The sequence below is a fragment of the Novosphingobium pokkalii genome (genome assembly GCF_014652855.1).
Lineage (GTDB): Bacteria > Pseudomonadota > Alphaproteobacteria > Sphingomonadales > Sphingomonadaceae > Novosphingobium > Novosphingobium pokkalii.
The window spans coordinates 124,277-145,107 of record NZ_BMZP01000001.1; the positions used below are offsets into that span (position 1 = coordinate 124,277).

Here is a 20,831-nt window from a genome sequence, read left to right on the forward strand (position 1 = left end):
TACTGTGTACCAAAAGGATGTGTGGCCCCACCGGGGAATGCTCGCTAGAGGTTCTTCATCGGGGAACTGACGCGACGAAAGGATGTGTTCAGGTGAGCAACAAGACAGCAGTGGCCAAAGCCCCCGCGACCGTTCCGGCCCTGGGCGGAGAAGCCAGCCTCAATCGCTATCTGTCTGAGATCCGCAAGTTTCCAGTGCTGACGGCTGAGCAGGAATACATGCTCGCCAAGCGCTATCAGGAACATGCCGATCCCGAAGCGGCGGCGCAACTAGTGACCAGCCACCTGCGACTCGTGGCCAAGATCGCCATGGGCTATCGCGGCTACGGCCTGCCCGTGTCCGAGCTGATTTCCGAAGGGAACATCGGCCTGATGCAGGGCGTCAAGAAGTTCGAGCCCGATCGCGGTTTCCGCCTGGCGACTTATGCCATGTGGTGGATCAAGGCCTCGATGCAGGAATTCATCCTGCGCTCGTGGAGCCTCGTCAAGATGGGCACCACGGCCGCGCAGAAGAAGCTGTTCTTCAACCTGCGCCGCATGAAGAAGAACCTCGAGGCGTTCGAAGACACCGACCTGTCGCCCGAGGACGTTCGCAAGATCGCCACCGACTTGGGCGTGCCCGAGCAGGAAGTGATCAACATGAACCGGCGCATGATCATGGGTGGCGATGCCAGCCTGAACGTGCCGCTGCGCGAAGACGGCGAAGGCACCTGGCAGGACTGGCTGGCCGACGACCGCCCGCTCCAGGACGAAACCGTGGCCGACGCCGAGGAAGCCCATTTCCGCCACGACATGCTGGTCGAAGCCATGGGCAGCCTCAATGAGCGCGAACGCCACATCCTGACCGACCGCCGCCTGGTGGACGATCCCAAGACTCTGGAAGAACTCAGCCAGGTCTACAACGTCAGCCGCGAGCGCGTGCGCCAGATCGAGGTTCGCGCGTTTGAAAAGCTGCAAAAGGCGATGCAGCGGATTGCTGGTGAACGGCATCTGCTGCCGGCCGGCTGAAGCTGCGGCAGTGATGTAAAAAAGCCCGGCTGTCCAACAGGATGGTCGGGTTTTTTGTGCAGATTTCACAGGTTTGCGGTGGGCCCCGGATCAAGTCCGGGGCGACGATGAAGGAGATACCCCAAATTCGTCGCCCCGGACTTGATCCGGGGCCCCAAGCCAACATTGCAGCCTGGTACCTGCGCCCCGCAACGCCTGCCCCACAACGCCTGCCCCTCAATGAAAATCCCGCGAACGCGGCAACACCCGCACCTGCCGGGGATGGCGGGCCATGGCCGGATCCGGCTCCGGCACAGCGCCATCTTCCTGCAATAGCGCCAAGGTCTCGCTGGCGTCATGCACCAGCGCCGCCATCAGGTGGACCACGCCTTCCTTGCTGCGCTGGACTTCGCCGTCGATCACCATCAGCCGCGCGGCCATGACCTGGCGGCGCTGTTTCTCGAAATCGCGCGCCCAGAGCAGGGCGTTGACCACCGCGGTCTCGTCTTCCAGGGTGATGAACACGGCATTGCCCTTGCCCGGCCGCTGTCGCACCAGCACCACGCCGGCTACGCGCACTTTCTGGCCGTCCTTGCCGGCATTGACCTGCGCGCAGGTGAGCACGCCCTGCCGGGCGAATGTATCGCGCAGGAATTGCATGGGATGGCCTTTGAGCGAAAGACGCAGGGTCTGGTAATCGGCCACGATTTCCTCGGCCGGGGGCATGGCGGGCAGGGCGGGGTCGGGTTCGGCCGCCAGTTCGGGCGCATCGAGCGCGGCGAACAGGGGCAATTGCCGGGGCGGCACGCGGCGCACGTCCCATCCCGCCTCGCGCCGGGTGCGGCCGAGCGAGCCCATGGCATCGGCATCGGCCAGCAGGGCCAGGGCGCGGGCCGGAAGGTCCGCCCGCCGCGCCAGGTCTTCGGGGGACATGAACGGCCCCTCGATCCGCGCCCGCACGATCGCGGCAGCCCAGTCCTCGTGAAACCCGTCGATCAGGCGCAGCCCCAGGCGCAGCGTGCGCGGCGCATCGAGCGTGCAGTCCCACCAACTGGCGTTCACATCCGGCCCATGCACCACCACGCCGTGCTCGCGCGCATCGCGCACCAGTTGCGCCGGGGCATAGAACCCCATCGGCTGGCTGTTGAGCAGGGCGCAGGTGAACACGCCGGGATAGTGGCACTTGAGCCATGACGAGACATAGGCCAGCCACCCGAACGCCTGCGCATGGCTTTCGGGAAAGCCGTATTCGCCAAAACCCTTGATCTGTTCAAAGCAACGCTCGGCAAAGTCTTCTGGATAGCCGTTTTTCACCATGCCGCCGATGAACTTCTCCGCGTAATTGGTCACCGTGCCGTGGTTGCGGAAGGTGGCCATGGCGCGGCGCAGGCCGTCGGCCTCGGGCGGGGTGAAGCCGGCGGCCACGATCGCCAGCTTCATCGCCTGCTCCTGGAACAGCGGCACGCCCAGGGTCTTGGCCAGCACGCCTTGCAACTGGCCGGGCGGGCCGGGAAACACGACCTTTTCCTCGCCATTGCGCCGCCGCAGATAGGGATGCACCATGCCGCCCTGGATCGGGCCGGGCCGCACGATCGCCACCTGGATCACCAGGTCATAAAGCACGCGCGGCTTCATGCGCGGCAGCATCGCCATCTGCGCGCGGCTTTCCACCTGGAACGTGCCGACGCTATCCCCCCGGCACAGCATGTCGAACGTGGGCTTGTCCTCGCGCGGAACGCTGGCCAGGGCATAGCGCCCCAGGCCGTGTCGCTCCATCAGGTCAAAGCTCTTGCGGATGCAGGTGAGCATGCCCAGCGCCAGCACGTCCACTTTCATCAGCCCCAGCACGTCGATATCGTCCTTGTCCCATTCGATGAAGGTGCGATTGTCCATGGCGGCATTGTGGATCGGCACCAGTTCATCGAGCCGGCTTTCGCACAGCACGAAGCCGCCGACATGCTGCGACAAGTGGCGCGGGAACGTCAGCAGGCGGTCGACCATCTCGCGCAGGCGGGCGATCTCGCGGTTTTCGGGATCGAAGCCGGCCTGCGACAGGCGTTCTTCGGGCAGCGAGCCGCGCCCCCAACTGCCCCAGACCGTGCCGGAAAGCCGCGCGGTGACATCTTCCGACAGGCCCAGCGCCTTGCCCACGTCGCGGATCGCGCTGCGCTGGCGATAGCGGATCACAGTGGCCACGATCCCGGCGCGTTCGCGGCCATAGCGGCGATAGATGTATTGCATCACTTCCTCGCGCCGCTCATGCTCGAAATCCACGTCGATATCGGGCGGCTCGTTGCGCTGTTCCGACAGGAAGCGGGAAAACAGCAGGCGTTCCTTCACCGGATCGATCGGCGTGATGCCCAGCAGGTAGCAGACCAGCGAATTGGCGGCGGAGCCACGCCCCTGGCACAGGATCGGCGGCGAAAGGCTGCGGGCATAGTGCACCACATCGTGCACGGTGAGAAAGTAATAAGCGTAATTTTTCAATTTGATGAGGCGGAATTCCTCATCCAGGATCTCACGATAACCCGCAGGCAGGCCGGCCGGGAACTGGCGGCCTGCACTCTCCATCACCAAGTGCTCCAGCCAGGCCTGCGGCGTCCAGCCCTGGGGCACCGGCTCGTGCGGGTATTCGTATTGGATCTGGTCGAGCGTGAAGGTGATGCAGTCCAGCCAGTCCCGTCCCGCTGCCAGCGCCTGCGGGCACAGCGCAAACAGGCGCGCCATCTCGGCCGGTGGCTTGATATGCCGTTCGCCATTGGCCGCCAGGCGACGCCCGGCGGCATGCACCGTGGTGCCGAGGCGCGTGGCGGTCAGCACATCGTGCAGCGGCCGGTCCTCCGGCACGGCATAGAGCGGGTCGTTGCTGGCGATCAGCGGCACGCCGGTTTCCCTCGCCAGCGCCATGCGCCGGGCCAGGTCACGCCCATCGCGGCCAGCGCGGGGCATCGTGGCGGCCAGCCAGAGATGCGGCGTCACGTCCCGCAGTCGCTCCAGCAAGGGCACGTCGCCATCCATGGCAATCAGCGCCAGCCCTTCGGCATGGTCCAGCAGATCGGCCAGCGCGAGGTGGCAATCCCCCTTTTCCACGCGGCGGTTGCCCAGCGTGAGCAGGCGGGTCAATCGCCCCCAGGCCGCGCGCGTGGTGGGATAGGCGGCCAAGTCTGGCGTGCCATCGGCAAAGGCCAGTCGCGCGCCCACTTTCAGGGCAAAGCCACTGGCCGGCCCGCCGATCTCCCGCCAGGCGGCATGGGCCCGCACCACGCCGGCCACGCTGTTCCTGTCGGCAATGCCGATGCCCCGCAGCCCCAGCGCATGGGCGCGTGCAACCATTTCGGCCGGATGCGCCGCCCCGCGCAGGAAGCTGAAATTGGTGGCGGCCACCGGCTCGGCAAAGAACGGTGTCGCGCTCATGCAAACAGCCCGTGGACATACCAGGCCGGCACGGTTTCTCCGCCATAGAGGCCACGACGGAACACCCACAGGCGGCGGCCCCGGCTATCCTCGATCCGATAGTAATCGCGCGTGGTGCGCGGCGCACCCGTGCCCCTGTGCCCCTCGCGCTGGCGCCACCATTCGGGCGCGATCCGCTCCGGCCCTTCGGCATGGACCACCTCGTGCACCGTGCCGCGCCAGCGCAGGCGCAGCGGCGGGCCATCGGGCACCCCGGCGATAACCTCGATCCCCTGCGGTGGATCGAACAGCAGCAGCGGACGGGGCAAAGCAGATGAGGGAAATGAAACGGAACCGTTCCGTTCCATTGCAGGCATCCAAGCCTGGGCGCGCTCGGGAATGTGGCGGTCGGCCGGGGCCAGGCGCAGCACGGCATCCTGGCCCAGCCGCACCCCCAGTCGGTCGATCAGGGCCTGGACCGTGTCTTGCGCATCTTCGGCGCGGTCCAGCCGGGATTGCCGCGCGCCCAGCGGCTCGGCGCGGGTGACCGCCAGAGTGATCGCATCAAAGCCGAAGCCGGGGTCGATGGGATCGGCCAGGCTCTCGATCCGCTCGCGCAGCAGGCGCACTACCAGCGGCGGATCGCGGGTGGGCTGGCCGGTTTCCACCGCCAGCACGCGCCGCGCGCCGTCGCTGCGATGCAGGGTCAGGGCAAAGCGCCGCCCGCCCAGCCGCCGCTGCTCCATCTGCATGGCCACCTGGCGCAGGAGATCCTCGGCCACGTCGAGCACATCATCTGTCCGCGCGATCGGTTCGGCAAAGTGTGCTTCCGCCGCGATCGGCGCTTCGGCCACGCGGGGGGCAAGCGGGGCGGCGACGTCTCCGGTCATCTGGCGCAGGCGCAGCACCACGCTTTCGCCAAAGCGGGCGGCCAGGGCCGAGGCGGGGCGCGTGACGAGGTCGCCCAGGCGCTTGAGTCCAGCGCGGCGCAGGGCGGTGGTGGCCTGCTCTCCCAAGTCTAGCGCGACGACGGGCAGGGCGGCCACGTCTTCGGCGCGGCGCTGGGCCGGGGTGCCATGACGCACCAGGGCACGCGCCGCAGCAGGATTGCCGGCCAGCGCATGCAGCGTGGAAAGCCCTGCAATTTCTGCCGCTTGCGAAGCCATCCTGGCTTCCGATCCGAAGAGATGGGCGCAGCCGCTGATATCCAGCAGCAGGCCATCGGGCGGATCGGGAGTCACGCTGGGGGTCAGCGCATGCATCGCTCCGGCTAGGGTATTTAGCAGGGCGGCATCGCCGGCCGGGTCATGGGGCAGGGTGACCAGATCGGGACAGCGCGCGCGGGCATCGGCCAGCGTCATGCCAGGCGCCAGGCCATGGCGGGCGGCATCGCGCTCCACCGCCGCCAGGCGCAAGGCCTGCCCGCTGCGGGCCACCAGCGCGAAAGGCGTGCCTTCAGGCGGCGGCGGGGCTGCTGCCGCCTGTCGCCGCACCCGTTCGCAGGGCAGCCAGGGAAACCACAGCGCCAGATGGCGCCGCGCTGCCGCTGTCGCTGGTGCCGGTGGCGTCCCGGAACCCGCCATGTTGTTCATCCCATTGCAAATGCCATGTCTGCCCCGCCGGCCCACCCCGCCAGCGTAGCGCTTCTACTGCCAGTGCAGGCAGGCCCGGCGGGCGGACTTGCGCGCCGGGCGGGGCCTCCAGGGGTTGCGATGGCGCGCTGGAAACCTGCCAGCGGGTGTGCGCCGCGCTGGCCTGTGGCCGGGCGGCATGGCGCAGCAGGACCACCGGCGTCTGCGTGCGTTCGGCCGCCAGCACGAAGCGGCGGCTGGCGGTGAGATCATAGCCCTTGAGCGGCCCTTCGCTTTCCAGCAGGACCAGCGCCAGGCCGGGGCAGCGCGCCCCTTCCAGCCCAGCGCGCAGCAGGGCGGCGGCATCGCGCGCCTGCGCCAGCACCAGCCGCGCCGGATCGATGCCCAGGGCCGCCAGCCCTTCGCCATAGAGCGCCAGGGGCTGGCGCAACCCGGCCCGAACCACCAGCACCGGGCCATCGCGATTCGCTGCCCCCAGTCCCAGGGCAAAGGCCAGGCCGGCCGCGCGATCATCGCCTTGCCCATGCACTTCATGCACTTGGCCCGCTGTCAGCACGGGCATCGGCCGCTGTGCCGAAGGACGCAGGCGCCAGCTTGGCGAGGACAGGATCGGGGCGGAGACAGTTCTCATGTTCTTATTATGTTCCATTTTGCCGCCGCTGTCGAGGCTGGCCGTTGGAACAGGTGGGGACAGATCAGGTGTTGTATTGACATTGTCTATACGATGCGTGATCCTAAGGCATGGATCATTCGCCCCAAGCCGTGCCTGGCAAAGGCTCCATCAACCTGCGGATCGAGGCTGCCACGCGCCAGTTGATCGACGAGGCGGCGGCCATCCTGGGCAAGACCCGCACCGAATTCATGATCGAAAGCGCCCGTCGCCAAGCCATCGACGTCCTGCTCGATCAGCGACTCTTCGCTCTTGAAAACGCTGACCATGCCGCTTTCGTGGCAGCCTTGGACAATCCACCCGCGCCCGGGCCGAAACTTCAGGCGTTGATGCAGCGGGTGCCGGCGTGGCAGCGGGACGTTTGATCCCACCTGTGCCCTTGGCGGACAGCCATGTGGTGGAAGGCTTCGATTGCGGCGAGCCAGCGCTGAACATCTGGTTGCAGAACCGCGCCCGCCGCAATGAAGGCCGCTATGCGCGCACCTATGTGGTGTGCGATGGCCAGCGCGTGGTGGCTTATGTCTGCATTCTGGCAGGCGCGGTCGAGCGGCACGCGGCCCCATCGCGGTTGCGGCGCAATGCACCCGATCTGATTCCGGTTTCCATCATCGGCCGATTGGCGGTGGATCGGCGCCATGCCGGGCGAGGCTTGGGCGCCGATCTTCTGGCCGATGCCTTGCGGCGCATTGCCCTGGCCGCCCAATCGATCGGAATTGGCGCGGTGATGGTTCATGCCAAGAGTGAGGAAGCCCGGCGCTTTTACCTGAAATGCGCTGAATTCCTGGAGTATCCGGCAGACAGCCGCACGTTGTTCCTGCCTGTCGAAACCCTGATCGCGGCGCTGGAACCATAAGCGCCGCGATCTTTCCCGGGCCTGCTTACTTCATCGTCGGGATGACGAAACTCTGGTCCACCACGTCGCCGGCGGTGCTGGGCCAGCGCTGGGTCACGGTCTTGGTGCGGGTGTAGAAGCGCACGCCGTCCATGCCGTATTGGTTGAGATCGCCAAAGCCCGAACGCTTCCACCCGCCGAAGCTGTGATAAGCGACCGGCACCGGGATCGGCACGTTGATGCCGACCATGCCCACTTCCACCTTGGCGGCAAAGTTGCGTGCCGCCGCGCCGTTGCGGGTGAACATGGCCACGCCATTGCCATAGGCATGGTTGGTGGCCAGCGCGATCGCTTCGTCGACATCCTGCGCGCGCACGATCTGGAGCACCGGGCCGAAGATCTCTTCCTGGTAGCTGCGCATCTGCGGAGTCACCCGGTCAAACAGGGTGGGCGCCAGGAAATTGCCATTTTCATAGCCTTGGAGCGAGAAGCCGCGACCGTCCACGACCAGTTCGGCGCCTTCGTCCACGCCCATCTGGATATAGCTTTCGATCCGCGCCTTGTGCTGGGCGGTGACGACCGGGCCATAGTGCGCGGCCGGATCGGTGGAGATGCCGACCTTGAGCCCGGCGATGCCATCGACCAGGCGGGCGCGCAGTTCGTCGGCGGTCTTGTCACCCACCGGCACCACCACCGGCAGGGCCATGCAACGTTCGCCCGCCGAGCCATAGGCCGCGCCGAGAATGTCGCTGACGACCTGATCGAAATCGGCATCGGGCAGGACGATACCGTGGTTCTTGGCGCCGCCCATGCACTGCATGCGCTTGCCCGCCTGGGCGCCGCGCTGATAGACATAGTTGGCGATGTCGGACGAACCGACGAAGCTGACCGCCTTGATGCGCGGGTGGTCGAGAATGGCGTCCACCGCCAGCTTGTCACCATGCACCACGTTGAACAGGCCGGCCGGGCCGCCCGCCTCGATGAACAGCGCGGCCAGCATGTTGGGCACCGAAGGATCGCGTTCCGACGGCTTGAGGATGAAGGCGTTGCCGGTGGCCAGCGCCGGGCCGCACATCCACAGCGGGATCATCGCGGGGAAGTTGAACGGGGTGATCCCGGCCACCACGCCGAGCGGCTGGCGCATCGAGAACACGTCGATCCCCGGCCCGGCGCCTTCGGTATATTCGCCCTTGAGCAGGTGGGGGATGGCGCAGACGAACTCGATCACTTCCAGCCCGCGCTGCACGTCGCCCTTGGCATCGGCGATCACCTTGCCGTGTTCGGCCGAAAGGGCGTGGGCGAGCTTGTCCATGTCGCGCTCGATCAGGCGCTTGAATTCAAACATCACGCGGGCGCGGCGCTGCGGGTTGAGCGCGGCCCATTCCGGCTGCACGCTGGCGGCCAGGGCCACGGCCTGGTCCACGTCGGCTTCGCTGGCCAGGCCGACCTGGGCCTGAACTTCGCCGGTGTTGGGATCGAAAACGTCGCTCTTGCGGCCAGAGGTGGCGGCAACGGCGGCTCCGTTGAGGAAATGGTCGATCTGGCGCATGGCAAACTCTCCGGCGGAAAAGGGATGCCTGCTTGTATCCCGTGCGCAAATATCCTGATACTGGCATTTTCGCCAAACAGGCTGTGCAGATTTGCAGGAGCACCATGCGCATTCGCCAATGGGATGATTTGAGGATCTTTCTGGAAGTAGCCCGCCATGGCCGGCTGACCGCTGCGGCGCGCGCGCTGGGGCTGGACCATTCCACCGTGTCGCGCCGGCTCGACGGGCTGGAAAGCGGGCTGGGCGCGCGCCTGGTGGATCGATCGCCCAGCGGCGCGCGCCTGACCGAGGCGGGCCGCGCCCTGCTGCTCCATGCCGAGCGGATCGAGGCGGAAACCCATGCGGCGGACAGCGCGCTGGGCGGTGTTGACACCGAATTGACCGGCACCGTGCGCGTGGCGACCCCGGCGGCGTTCGGCACCTATCTGGTGGCGCCGCGCATTCCGGCGTTCATGGCGCGGCATCCGCGCATCGTGCTGGAACTGGCGCCAGAAACCCGCGCGGTCAGCCTGTCGCAGCGCGAGGCGGACCTGGCCGTGACGCTCAAGCGACCGCCGCGCGGGCGGCTCTATGCCCGCCAACTGGCGCCGTTCACCGTGGGGTTCTATGCCGCGCCGGCCTATCTGGCGCAGCACGGCGTGCCCGAAACCGTGGCCGACCTGGGGCGGCACCGGCTGATTTCCTATATCGACGACCTGATCGACTGGCCCGAGCTGCGCTATCTCGATGAAGTGGCGCCGGGGGTGCAGGCGCAGTTCCGCTGCACTTCGGCCACGGTGCAACTGGCGGCGGTGCAGGCGGGGGGCGGCATCGGTCTGCTGCACACGTTCGCGGCCGAGGGTGATCCGGGGCTGGTTCGGGTGCTGCCCGAAGTGGCCGTGCCGCGCGCCTATTGGCTGGTGGTCCATGCCGAGTTGCGCCGCCTGCCGCGCGTGCGAGCCGTGGCCGAGTTCCTGGATGAAGTGGCCCATGCGATGAGCGGCAACGTAAAATAAGCCCTTGCCGGGGCAGACAACCGCAAGACGCCTTCCTATCTGGTTTCCAAGACAATTGCCCGGAGCGCTCCCTTGACCGACCTTGCCACGCTCGACACCGCTTTCCCGCTGCTTGCCGCGCACGACCAGCCTGCCTTTGCCGCGATCCGCGCCGACGAGATCGTGCCGGCGGTGACGGCGGCGATTGCCGCGCACCAGCAGGCCATGGCGCAGTGCGTCGCCCGCGCCGGCGATCCGGCCATGCTGGCGTTCAAGGAAGAGGCGGACCGCCGCATCGGCGAGGCGTGGACCGTTGTCGGCCACTTGCTGGCCGTGGCCAACACGCCCGAACTGCGCGCCGCCCATGCCCAGGCGCAGCCGCTGATTGCCGGGCACTTTGCCGCCGTGGGCCAGGACCGCGCGCTCTACGAGGCGATCCGCGCGATCGATCCGGGCGCGCTCGATCCGCTGGGTGCCCGCGCGCGCGAACTGGCGCTGCGCGATTTCGAGCTTTCCGGCGTGGCGCTGGAGGGGCAGGACGCGCAGGACTTTGCCGAGAACCAGGTGGAGCAGGGGCGCCTATCCACCGAATATGCCAACGCCGTGATGGACGCGACCGAGGCCTGGAGCCTGCACGTGACCGATCCCGCGCGCCTTGCCGGCGTTCCCGAGGCCGACCTTGCCGGCATGGCCGCCGCGGCCCAGGCCAAGGGGCATGACGCGGGCTGGCTGATTACGCTCCATGCCCCGGTGGTGGTCGCCGTGCTGACCTATGCCCAGGATCGCGCGCTGCGGCAGGAGGTGCAGCACGCCTATGCCACCCGCGCATCGGACCAGGGGCCGAATGCGGGGCAATTCGACAATGGCCCGCGCATGGCCGCGCTGCTGGCGCTGCGCGCACGGGCGGCGGACCTGCTGGGGCAAGGCGATGCTGCAAGCCTGTCGCTGGCCACCAAGATGGCGGAGAGCCCGGCGGCGGTGGAAGCATTCCTGACCGACCTTGCCGCTCGTGCCCGCCCGCTGGCCGAGGCCGAACTGGCCGATCTGGGCGAATTTGCCCGCGCCGAGCTGGGTATCGACAGCCTGGAGCCGTGGGATATCGGCTATGCCACCGAAAAGGCCCGCCTGGCGCGCCACGCGCTCGACCAATCGGAAATCCGCCGCTACCTGCCGCTCGACCGCGTGCTGCCCGCGCTGTTCGGCCATGTCGAGCGGCTGTTCGGCGTGGTCTTCCGCGAAGCGCCGGGCGAGGGGCTGTGGCATGCCGACGTGCGCCGCTTCGACCTGTTCCGTCCCGGTGCCGATGCGCCCTTCGCCTGCCTCTATGCCGATTTCTTTGCCCGCGAAGGCAAGCGCGGTGGGGCCTGGATGAACGTATGCCGCTCGCCGAGCCGCGCCGCCGACCAGGCGCAGATGCCGATCGCCTATCTCGTCACCAACTTTGCCAAGCCGGCGCCGGGCAAGCCCGCGCTGCTCCAGCATGCCGACATGGTGACGCTGTTTCACGAAATGGGCCACTGCCTGCACCACCTGCTGGGCGAGGGCGACCTGCCTTCGATCGGCGGGCTTAGCGGGGTGGAATGGGATGCGGTGGAATTGCCCAGCCAGTTCCTGGAGAACTTCGCGTTCGATGCCACCGTGCTCAAGGCAGCCTCGGCCCACGAGGACACCGGCGCGCCGCTGCCCGATGATCTGATCGCCCGCCTCAACGCCGCGCGCGGGTTCATGGGCGCGCTCGCCGTGCTGCGCCAGATCGAGTTCGCGCTGTTCGACATGCGCCTGCACCGTGCGGCGGGCGAGGCGCCCGACGTGCAGGACTTGCTCGATGCGGTGCGCGCGGAAGTGGCAGTGATGCGCTATCCGGCGTGGAACCGCTTTGCCCATGCGTTCAGCCACATCTTTGCCGGCGGCTATGCGGCGGGGTATTATTCCTATCTCTGGGCCGAGCTGCTCTCGTCAGACGCCTATGAACAGTTTGCTGCGGCGCCCGAACGCCAGGCGGAACTGGGCGCGGCGTTCCGGCGCGAAGTGCTCTCGCAGGGCGGCGGGCGGCCGGCCATGGACAATTACGTGGCGTTTCGCGGGGGTGCGCCCGATCCGGGGGCCCTGCTGCGGGTGCGCGGGTTGGCGGCTTGATGGGTTTGAAGGGGTGAGGTTGCGGAGGGCCCCGGATCAAGTCCGGGGCGACGACCGCGTTGGCTCAATTGCTCTTGTTCCGTCGCCCCGGCCTCCGAGCCGGGGCCCTGCGCAACCTTAGCGCAAAGGCCGCTTTTCCAGTTTCCGGGCCAGGGTGCGGCGGTGCATGCCCAGGCGCCGGGCGGCTTCGGAAATGTTGAAATCGCATTCCACCAGGGTGGAGTGGATATATTCCCACTCCACCGTCTTGATCGAAGTCTTGCGCGTATCGAGCGGCACGGTGGGATCGCCGCCGACGCGGCCGAAGGCTTCCTCGATATCGTCGGTGTTGGCAGGCTTGGCGAGGTAGTGCGCCGCGCCCAGCTTGATCGCTTCCACCGCCGTGGCGATCGAGGCGAAGCCGGTCAGCACGACGATGCGCGTTTCGGGATCGCGTTCGGCCAGCATCTGCACGCAGGTGAGGCCCGATCCGGTGCCGAGTTTCAGGTCCACCACGGCGAACTGGAAATCATGGCTTTCCAGCAGGGCCTCGAGCTCTTCGGGGCTGGCGGCGTGTTCCACCGCATAGCCGCGTCGCTCGAACGAGCGGCGCAGGGTGCGGGCAAAGGCGGGATCGTCTTCCACGATCACCAGGGGCAGGGCTTCATCCTGCGCGGTGAGTTCCAGTTCGGGATCGGTCATGATCATCCTTCCCCCGTGCGATAGGCGAGCGAGGCCATCGGGATTTCCAGGCGCACCATGGCGCCACGCGCGGTACGGTTCTTCACCTCGACCCGCCCGCCCAGCTTGCGCACCACGTTGACCACCAGGAACAGGCCAAGCCCGCCGCCGTCGCGACCCTTGGTGGAATTGTAGGGGCGGCCGATCGATTCGAGCATGTCGGCCGCGAAGCCGGGGCCGAGATCGAGCACGGTCAACACGATGTCTCCGGCTGCCATCTCGGCGCGGATTTCGACGAAATCGGGCGAGACTTCCAGCGCATTGTCGATCACGTTGCCGATGATCTGGCGCAGCGCCGGATCGGCCACGATCGACAGGTCGGCCTCGATGCTGTTGCGCAGGCGGATGGCGCCGTGGCCGCGCTCGTTCCACTCGGCGGCGATGGTTTCCAGGAATTCGCCCAGCGTGGTGATCTGCGGGTTTTCGCCGCGCGCTTCCCCGGCGCTGAGCAGGATGCCCGAGAGGATCGATTTGCAGCGCTTGAGTTCGGAAGCCATGTCCTGCAACTCGTCGCGCAAGTCGGGGTCGGCGATGATCGCGGGGTGGCGCTGCCAATCGCCCAGGATCACCGACATCGTCGCCATCGGCGTGCCCAACTCGTGCGCCGCGCCCGAAGCGAGCAGGCCGAGACGGACGATGTGCTGTTCTTCGGTGGCCTGTTGGCGCAGCGCGGCCAGCGCGGTCTCGCTCTGGCGGCGGTTGCGGTCCATGCGGATCACGAAGAACACCAGCAGCGCCGCGACCAGCACGAAGCAGACCAGATTGCCGAGCTGGAACAGCTCGATCGTGCCGTCGAACGTGCCGGTGGGCAGGTCCAGCGGGCGGTGGACGAAGGCGAGACGCGCCACGATCAGGCCGGCCATGACCGCGACGATCGCGCTCCAGTTGGGCGGCAGCAGGATCGCCGCGATCACGATCTGCATCAGGAACAGGAACGTGAACGGGTTCGACGTGCCACCGCTGAAATAGAGCTGCCAGGCCAGGGCCAGCATGTCGAGCGTGAGCGCACCGAGCAGTTCGACGTGGCTGTAGCCCTCGCGCCCGCGATCGAGCAGCAGCGTCAGCCCGTTGATCACCACCATCAGCAAGGGCACGGCCACGAGCGGCGCGACATCGAGCCGCACGCCCAGGATCTGGACGCTGACCCAGATGGCGATCAACTGGCCCGCCGCCGCAACCCAGCGCAATTGCACCAGCAGCGCCATGTTGCGCGCGCTGGCCGCCGGATAGATCGTGCGCGGGGTGGAAGGGGGCTGGGTGGCGCTCATCGCGCCTTGCGCCATACCATGATTGCCGCGCCAAGCGAGAGGGCGCAGAGGGCAAACCAGGTCAGCGCATAGGACAGGTGGTTGTTGGGAAAGGCCACGATCGTCAGGCCCGGCACGGGCACCGGTGACGCCGTGGGGCGCGGCGTTTCGCTCTGCGCGTCGAGGAAATAGCGCGGCTCGGTGGCAAGGCCCCGGCGCGCGGCCATGACCGGCAGATCGCGCGCATACCAGCGCTCCGCCTCGGGCCGATTGGCGCGCAGGAACGTGCCCTTGGGCTCGCTGGGACGGATCAGGCCCACGATCGCGACAGGACCGGTGGGGACGGCGGCGCGCACGGCATCGAGCTTGGTGCCCAGCGGCACGAAGCCACGGTTGACCCAGATCGGCAACTGCCCCGGTTCAGCAAGCGGCACCATGACCCAATAGCCATTGCCCAGCGTGCTGGTGGCCGTGGCCAGAACCGTGGCGGAAGGCAGGAAGTGGCCCGCAAGCGCGACGCGATGATAGGAGAGCTTGTCGATCGGCCCGGCGGGGACCGCATCGGGGGCGATGGGCGCGGCATGGAGCGCGCGCGTCACATCGGCAATCAGCGCCTCTTTCCAGGCGAGGCGCTGGATCTGCCAGATGCCCAGCCCGGCAAAGCCCAGCGCCAGCACCAGCAGAATCGAAACGGGCAGCAAGCGCTGCCTGCTGCCCGTTTGCGTGGTCATGGTCAGTCCATCTGTTCCATGTGCATCGGCATCATGTTGGCGTTCATGTGGTACATCACCCACATCGAGCCGGAGATGACGATCAGCACGACCACGGCGGTGAAGATCAGGGCCAGCATGTTCCAGCCCCCTTCGGCCTTGCCGTTCATGTGCAGGAAGTAGACCATGTGGACGATCACCTGGACCACGGCGAAGGCCGCGATGACCAGGGCCGTGGTGCTCTTGTCGGCAATGGCGCCGCTCATCACCAGCCAGAACGGAATGGCGGTGAGCACCACCGAGAGGACGAAACCGATCACGTAGTCGCGCAGCGAGCCGTGGGCTTCATCGTGGCCATGGCCGTGGCCGATGGCATGGGGATTGGCTTCCCCATGCGCGTGGCGGTGGGCCAGGTCGTTGTAGTTCTTCGCGTTCATCGCAGCATCCCCATCAGGTAGACGAAGGTGAAGACGCCGATCCACACGACGTCGAGGAAGTGCCAGAACAGCGACAGGCACATCAGGCGGCGCTTGTTGGCCTGGATCAGGCCCTTGCGCGAAACCTGGACCACCAGCGTGAACAGCCAGATCAGGCCGAACGTGACGTGGAGGCCGTGGGTGCCAACCAGGGTGAAGAACGACGAGAGGAACGCGCTGCGCTGGGGCGTGGCGCCTTCGTGGATCAGGTTGGCGAATTCATAGAGTTCGATCGACAGGAACGCCGCGCCGAACACGGCGGTGATCAGCAGCCACATCTGCGTCTGGCTGACCGAGCCGCGCTGCATCGCCAGCATGGCAAAGCCATAGGTGATCGACGAGAACAGCAGCATCGAGGTGTTGACCGCCACCAGGGGCAGTTCGAACAACTCGCGCGGGCCGGGCCCGGCGGCATAGTTGCCGCCGAGCACGCCGAACGCTGCAAACAGCATGGCGAAGATGAGGCAGTCGCTCATCAGGTAGATCCAGAAGCCCAGCATGGTGCTGTGGCCTTCGGGATGATCGTGCTCGTTCAAGTCCCAGAACTTGCCCAGCTTGGTCAGCGAGGCGGGAAGAGGAGCCGATACGTCTTGATGATGGGTCGCATCGCTCATGCGGTGGCTCCCTGGGTCTGGGCAAGGCGTTCCAACTGGGCCGTGCGCTGCGCCTCGACGGCGGCAACGTCCTCGGCCGGGATGTGGTAATCGCGCTTGTAGTTGAACGTGTGGGTGATCGCGCTGACCAGGAGGGCCACGAACGAGATCCCGACCAGCCACCAGATGTGCCAGATCAGCGCGAAGCCGAGCAGGGTGCTGATGCCGGCAAGAACCACGCCCGCGCCGGTGTTGCTGGGCATGTGGATCGGGCGGAAGCCTTCGAGCGGACGGCCGACCCCGGCGCGCTTCATGTCTTCCCAGGCGTCAAGATCGTGGACGATCGGGGTGAACGCGAAGTTGTAGGCCGGCGGGGGCGAGCTGGTGGCCCACTCCAGCGTGCGGCCGTTCCACGGGTCGCCGCTTTCGTCGGTCAGGGCTTCACGCTTCCAGATCGACACGCCGTACTGCACGATCATCGCACCGATGCCGGCGGCGATCAGCAGCGCGCCGAGCAGCGCCACGATGAAGTAGGGCTGAAGGCTGGGATCGTCGAACACGCGGGTCCGGCGGGTCACGCCCATCAGGCCCATGATGTAGAGCGGGGTGAAGGCGATCCAGAAACCGGGCACCCAGCACCAGAAGCTGACCTTGCCCCAGAACTGGTTGAGCTTGAAGCCAAAGGCCTTGGGCCACCAGTAGTTGATCGCCGCGAACGTACCGAACACCACGCCGCCGATGATCACGTTGTGGAAGTGCGCGATCAGGAACAGCGAGTTGTGCAGCACGAAGTCGGCCGGGGGCACGGCGAGCAGAACGCCGGTCATGCCGCCGATGGTGAAGGTGAGCATGAACGCCACGGTCCACATCATCGGCAGGTCGAAGCGGATGCGGCCGCGATACATCGTGAACAGCCAGTTGAACAGCTTGGCACCCGTCGGGATCGAGATGATCATCGTGGTGATGCCGAAGAAGCTGTTGACGCTGGCGCCCGAGCCCATCGTGAAGAAGTGGTGCAGCCACACCAGGTACGACAGGATGGTGATCACCACGGTGGCGTAGACCATCGAGGTATAGCCGAACAGGCGCTTGCCCGAGAACGTGGAGGTCACTTCCGAAAACACGCCGAAGATCGGCAGGATCAGGATGTAGACTTCCGGGTGGCCCCAGATCCAGATCATGTTGACGTACATCATCGGGCTGCCGCCGAAGTCGTTGGTGAAGAAGTTGGTCCCCACGTAACGATCGAGCGAGAGCAGCACGAGAACGGCGGTCAGCACCGGGAAGGAAGCGACGATCAGCACGTTGGTGCACAGCGCGGTCCAGGTGAACACCGGCATGCGCATCAGGGTCATGCCCGGGGCGCGCATCTTGATAATCGTGGCGATCAGGTTGATGCCCGAAAGCGTGGTACCTACGCCCGCCACCTGGAGCGACCAGATGTAATAGTCCACGCCGACGCCGGGGCTGTAGGCCAGGCCCGAGAGCGGCGGAAACGCCAGCCAGCCGGTCTGCCCGAACTCACCCAGGAACAGCGAGGCCATGACCAGCACGGCGCCGCCCGTGGTCATCCAGAAGCTGAAGTTGTTGAGGAACGGGAACGAGACGTCGCGCGCGCCGATTTGCAGCGGCACGACATAGTTCATCAGGCCGGTGACGAAAGGCATCGCCGCGAAGAAGATCATGATCACGCCGTGGGCGGTGAACACCTGATCATAGTGGTGCGGGTTGAGATAGCCTTCGCTGCCGTTGAACGCGATCGCCTGCTGGAGGCGCATCATGATCGCATCAGCAAAGCCGCGCATGAACATCACGAGGCCCAGGACCATGTACATGATCCCGATCTTCTTGTGATCGACGCTGGTGAACCATTCCTTCCAGAGATAACCCCAGAGACGGAAATAGGTGAGCGCACCGACCAGCGCGATCCCGCCAAGGATCACGCCGACAAAGGTGGCCGCCACGATCGGTTCGTGGAGGAAGGGAAGCTGCTCAAGGGAGAAGCGTCCCAGAAGCGGGGACCACTGCGGTGGGGCAGTGGTTGGAAGGGGGACAGCGGTCATCGCGGTATCCATCGGTCAGAAAAACGGGGCCGGATCAAATCTGGTACGGCGTGTGGGATCGGCAACCTGCCTCAAGAGGCAGGCTGCAACAGGGGGCCGGCCAGGCTGACCCGCGGGCCGGTTGCCTGGTTGATCCCCGCGCCGCGCAGGCGATCGAGCGTCTTGGGCGCTTGCGTATCGGCATTGGGCGCCGCCATCGGGCGGTTGTCGCTGCAATAGGCCTTCACGAAGCGGTCGGTCTGGGCAACCACGCTGCCGGGCAGCACGGGCGCCTCGGTGGCGCGGCCGTCCTTGTCATAGGTCAGCGCGGCCACGTTGAGGCGCGCGGCTTCCTTGGGCACGCCGCCCTTGGCATCGAGCATGGCCATCTGGCTCATGCAGATCTTGCCGGGCTGCACGCACAGGTCGACCACGGCGTTGAACAAGTCGGGCGTGACGCCGGCATAGTGATGCACCGGCTCGGCAATGCTGGGCTTGTCGAGCTGGAGATAGGCGGCGCGGGTCAGTTCGCCGTCGTTCTTGTTGGCCTTCACGCTGTCCACCCACTGGGCGAACTGCTGGTCGGACACGGCGCGCGTGGCAAAGTGCATGTGCGAGAAGCCGGCGCCGCTGTAGTGCGCCGAGATGCCCTTGAACGCGCCTTCCTGGTTGAACACGGCGTGGAGCTTGGTTTCCATGCCGGGCATGGTGTAGATCATGCCGGCCAGCGCCGGGACATAGAAGGTGTTCATCACGGTGGACGAGGTCATGCGGAAGCGCAGCGGGCGGCCCGCCGGAACCACCAGTTCATTGACCGTGGCAATGTTCTGTTCGGGATAGATGAACAGCCACTTCCAGTCCATCGACACCACCTCGACGTCCAGCGGCTTGGCGTTGGCGGCGATCGGGGTCTGCGCGTCGATGCGCGAGATGTTGCGATAGGGGTCGAGCAGGTGAGTGCCGACCCAGGTCACCGCCCCAAGCGCGATGATGATCATCAGGGGCGCGGCCCAGATCATCAGTTCGAGCTGGGTGGAGTGGTTCCAGTCCGGATCGTACTTGGCCTCGGTGTTGGTGGCGCGATAACGCCACGCGAACAGCACCACGGTGGCCATGACGGGCACCACGATGAGCAGCATGAGCAAGGTGGCCACGATGACCAGATTGCCCTGCTGACGGGCAACGTCGCCCGCGGGGTTGAGCACAACCCAGTCGCAGCCGGCAAGCGGCAGGGCCAGGAGCGGGACGATGGCGCAGCGCAGCAGGCGCGCCCGATTCAGGAGTTTCGCACGCATGTCGCGCAACTAGAAGCGACAGGCGGTGCAAACGATAGGACATTTTGTCCAATCCCCTTCGCGGCCGCACAAAGACAATAGGGCATGTCAAAGGCAGGTTGCCCGTGCGGCCGGCCATTCGGCGCGTTTGCTAGAAATGCGCGGAAGCCAAGGAGTTTGTGCCAGTCATGACTGCGTCCGTAGTCGATTACAACGCCGAGCTGGGGAGCGATTCCCACGCCGGCCACGGCCCGATTTCCCCCGGCGAGATCGCCATCGGCGTGATCATCGGGCGCACGTCGGAGTTCTTCGACTTCTTCGTCTATGCGATTGCTTCGGTGATCGTGTTCCCGAAGGTGTTCTTTCCCTATCTCGATCCGCTCAACGCGACGCTGGCCTCGTTCGCGGTGTTCCCGCTGGCGTTCATCGCCCGTCCGGTCGGTTCGCTGTTCTTCATGTGGCTCGACCGCGCCTATGGCCGGGGCTTCAAGCTGACGGTGGCGCTGTTCGGCCTGGGCGGCTCGACCGCGGCGATCGCGTTCCTGCCCGGCTATGCCGAACTGGGCCGCAATGCCGTGCTGCTGCTGGCGCTGTTCCGCCTGGGCCAGGGCTTTGCCCTTGGCGGCACCTGGGACGGCCTTGCCTCGCTGCTCGCGCTCAATGCGCCGGAGGGCAAGCGTGGCTGGTATGCCATGATCCCGCAGCTCGGCGCGCCGCTGGGCCTGATCGTGGCCAGCCTGCTGTTCGCGTTCTTCACGGCCTCGCTGCCGGCGGAGGACTTCCTGTCGTGGGGCTGGCGCTTCCCGTTCTTTGTGGCCTTCGCGATCAACGTGGTGGCGCTGTTCTCGCGCTTGCGCATCGTGGTGACGCCGGAATTCCAGCGCCTGTTCGAATCGCGTGACCTGGTTGCCGAAAGCGCGCTCGTCACGATCCGCGAACAGTGGAAGACCATCGTGATCGGCGCTTTCGCCCCACTCGCCAGCTTCGCGCTGTTCCACATGGTCACCGTGTTCCCGCTCTCGTGGGTGTTCATCTTCACCTCGGAAGAGCCGACCCGCTTCCTGACCATCGAGGCGGTTGCCGCCGCCGTGGGCGTGGGTGCCATCATTGTCTCGGGCCTGGTGGCCGATCGCGTTGGCCGTCGCACGCTGCTCGGCTTCTCGGCCGCCGCGATTGCCGCGTTTTCGGGCTTTGCGCCGCAGCTTCTGGGCATCGGCATTGCCGGCGAAATCTCGTTCATGCTCACCGGCTTCCTGCTGCTGGGCCTGTCGTTCGGCCAGTCTTCGGGCGCGGTGGCCGATGCGTTCGAGACCCGCCACCGCTACACCGGCTCGGCGCTGACCAGCGACCTTGCCTGGCTGCTGGGCGCGGGCTTTGCGCCCTATGCGGCGCTGTGGCTCTCGGCCAACTATGGCCTGCTGGCTTCGGGTGCCTATCTGCTTTCGGGCGCGGCCGGCACGATCGTGGCGCTCTGGGCCAACCGGACCGCCGCGACCAACTGATCGCGGCGGCCGGCATACGGCACGAAAAAGGGCGGTTCGGATCATTCCGAACCGCCCTTTTTGTATCTATCTCCCCCTCGTCTTCAGAGGAGGGGGTTGGGGGGTGGTGCGAAGCCTCACGCAAGGTATCCACCA

Annotated in this window: 17 protein-coding genes; 6 read left to right on the forward strand and 11 right to left on the reverse strand. The window is 66.5% G+C overall.

The window, feature by feature from the left end:
• Positions 1-92 precede the first annotated feature (92 nt).
• Complete coding sequence (rpoH, locus tag IE191_RS00610; RefSeq protein ID WP_229814998.1) at positions 93-1,007, forward strand: RNA polymerase sigma factor RpoH; 915 nt, start codon at positions 93-95, stop codon at positions 1,005-1,007.
• A gap of 216 nt (positions 1,008-1,223) precedes the next feature.
• Here the strand turns inward: rpoH and IE191_RS00615 are convergent, their stop codons facing one another.
• The 3 genes from IE191_RS00615 to IE191_RS20965 are packed head-to-tail and all read right to left on the reverse strand — an operon-like array spanning position 1,224 to position 6,602.
• The gene (locus IE191_RS00615; RefSeq protein WP_191322409.1) at positions 1,224-4,400 is read right to left on the reverse strand and encodes an error-prone DNA polymerase; all 3,177 of its coding nucleotides are present in this window, start codon (positions 4,398-4,400) and stop codon (positions 1,224-1,226) included.
• On the reverse strand, positions 4,397-5,872 hold the full coding sequence (locus IE191_RS00620; RefSeq protein ID WP_268249410.1) for a Y-family DNA polymerase: 1,476 nt from the start codon (positions 5,870-5,872) through the stop codon (positions 4,397-4,399). Before IE191_RS00620 ends, IE191_RS00615 begins: the two co-directional genes overlap by 4 nt.
• Positions 5,835-6,602 carry an ImuA family protein gene (locus IE191_RS20965; protein ID WP_229814999.1) on the reverse strand — a complete coding sequence of 256 codons (768 nt, stop codon included), beginning with the start codon at positions 6,600-6,602 and terminating at the stop codon, positions 5,835-5,837. Before IE191_RS20965 ends, IE191_RS00620 begins: the two co-directional genes overlap by 38 nt.
• A gap of 110 nt (positions 6,603-6,712) precedes the next feature.
• Here IE191_RS20965 and IE191_RS00625 point away from each other — a divergent pair, with 110 nt between their 5' ends.
• Both IE191_RS00625 and IE191_RS00630 read left to right on the forward strand, forming a co-directional pair.
• Positions 6,713-7,006 carry a type II toxin-antitoxin system TacA family antitoxin gene (locus IE191_RS00625; protein ID WP_191322411.1) on the forward strand — a complete coding sequence of 98 codons (294 nt, stop codon included), beginning with the start codon at positions 6,713-6,715 and terminating at the stop codon, positions 7,004-7,006.
• Positions 7,007-7,014: 8 nt separating this feature from the next.
• Complete coding sequence (locus tag IE191_RS00630; RefSeq protein WP_229815040.1) at positions 7,015-7,494, forward strand: GNAT family N-acetyltransferase; 480 nt, start codon at positions 7,015-7,017, stop codon at positions 7,492-7,494.
• Positions 7,495-7,519: 25 nt separating this feature from the next.
• Here IE191_RS00630 and IE191_RS00635 read toward each other — a convergent pair whose 3' ends face one another.
• Entirely contained in the window at positions 7,520-9,022 is a 1,503-nt protein-coding gene (locus IE191_RS00635; protein ID WP_191322413.1) for a CoA-acylating methylmalonate-semialdehyde dehydrogenase, read from the reverse strand.
• Positions 9,023-9,150: 128 nt separating this feature from the next.
• On the opposite strand from IE191_RS00635, the gene IE191_RS00640 reads away from it, so the two are divergent.
• Both IE191_RS00640 and IE191_RS00645 read left to right on the forward strand, forming a co-directional pair.
• On the forward strand, positions 9,151-10,017 hold the full coding sequence (locus IE191_RS00640) for a LysR family transcriptional regulator (protein ID WP_229815000.1): 867 nt from the start codon (positions 9,151-9,153) through the stop codon (positions 10,015-10,017).
• 72 nt (positions 10,018-10,089) lie between these two features.
• Positions 10,090-12,132: a M3 family metallopeptidase gene (locus IE191_RS00645; RefSeq protein ID WP_191322414.1), complete on the forward strand. Its 2,043-nt coding sequence runs from the start codon at positions 10,090-10,092 to the stop codon at positions 12,130-12,132.
• 117 nt (positions 12,133-12,249) lie between these two features.
• Here IE191_RS00645 and IE191_RS00650 read toward each other — a convergent pair whose 3' ends face one another.
• The 7 genes from IE191_RS00650 to cyoA all read right to left on the reverse strand — a co-directional run bounded on the left by IE191_RS00650 (position 12,250) and on the right by cyoA (position 19,215).
• Positions 12,250-12,813: a response regulator transcription factor gene (locus tag IE191_RS00650; RefSeq protein WP_191322415.1), complete on the reverse strand. Its 564-nt coding sequence runs from the start codon at positions 12,811-12,813 to the stop codon at positions 12,250-12,252.
• Positions 12,814-12,815: 2 nt separating this feature from the next.
• Positions 12,816-14,120, reverse strand: coding sequence for an ATP-binding protein (locus tag IE191_RS00655; protein ID WP_229815001.1), 1,305 nt, complete (start codon positions 14,118-14,120; stop codon positions 12,816-12,818).
• Entirely contained in the window at positions 14,117-14,830 is a 714-nt protein-coding gene (locus tag IE191_RS00660; protein WP_191322416.1) for an SURF1 family protein, read from the reverse strand. Before IE191_RS00660 ends, IE191_RS00655 begins: the two co-directional genes overlap by 4 nt.
• A gap of 2 nt (positions 14,831-14,832) precedes the next feature.
• A complete protein-coding gene (cyoD, locus tag IE191_RS00665) occupies positions 14,833-15,246 on the reverse strand; it encodes a cytochrome o ubiquinol oxidase subunit IV (protein WP_191322417.1) in 414 nt (137 codons plus the stop codon).
• Complete coding sequence (cyoC, locus tag IE191_RS00670) at positions 15,243-15,899, reverse strand: cytochrome o ubiquinol oxidase subunit III (RefSeq protein WP_191322418.1); 657 nt, start codon at positions 15,897-15,899, stop codon at positions 15,243-15,245. Before cyoC ends, cyoD begins: the two co-directional genes overlap by 4 nt.
• Positions 15,896-17,941, reverse strand: a complete 2,046-nt coding sequence (gene cyoB, locus IE191_RS00675) for a cytochrome o ubiquinol oxidase subunit I (protein WP_191322419.1) — start codon at positions 17,939-17,941, stop codon at positions 15,896-15,898. The genes cyoC and cyoB overlap by 4 nt, the downstream gene beginning before the upstream one ends.
• Before the next feature lie 71 nt (positions 17,942-18,012).
• Positions 18,013-19,215: a ubiquinol oxidase subunit II gene (gene cyoA / locus IE191_RS00680; protein ID WP_191322420.1), complete on the reverse strand. Its 1,203-nt coding sequence runs from the start codon at positions 19,213-19,215 to the stop codon at positions 18,013-18,015.
• Between the two features lie 167 nt (positions 19,216-19,382).
• On the opposite strand from cyoA, the gene IE191_RS00685 reads away from it, so the two are divergent.
• Positions 19,383-20,696 (forward strand): MFS transporter, encoded by a 1,314-nt coding sequence (locus tag IE191_RS00685; protein ID WP_191322421.1) that lies wholly within the window; start codon positions 19,383-19,385, stop codon positions 20,694-20,696.
• Positions 20,697-20,831: the final 135 nt, after the last annotated feature.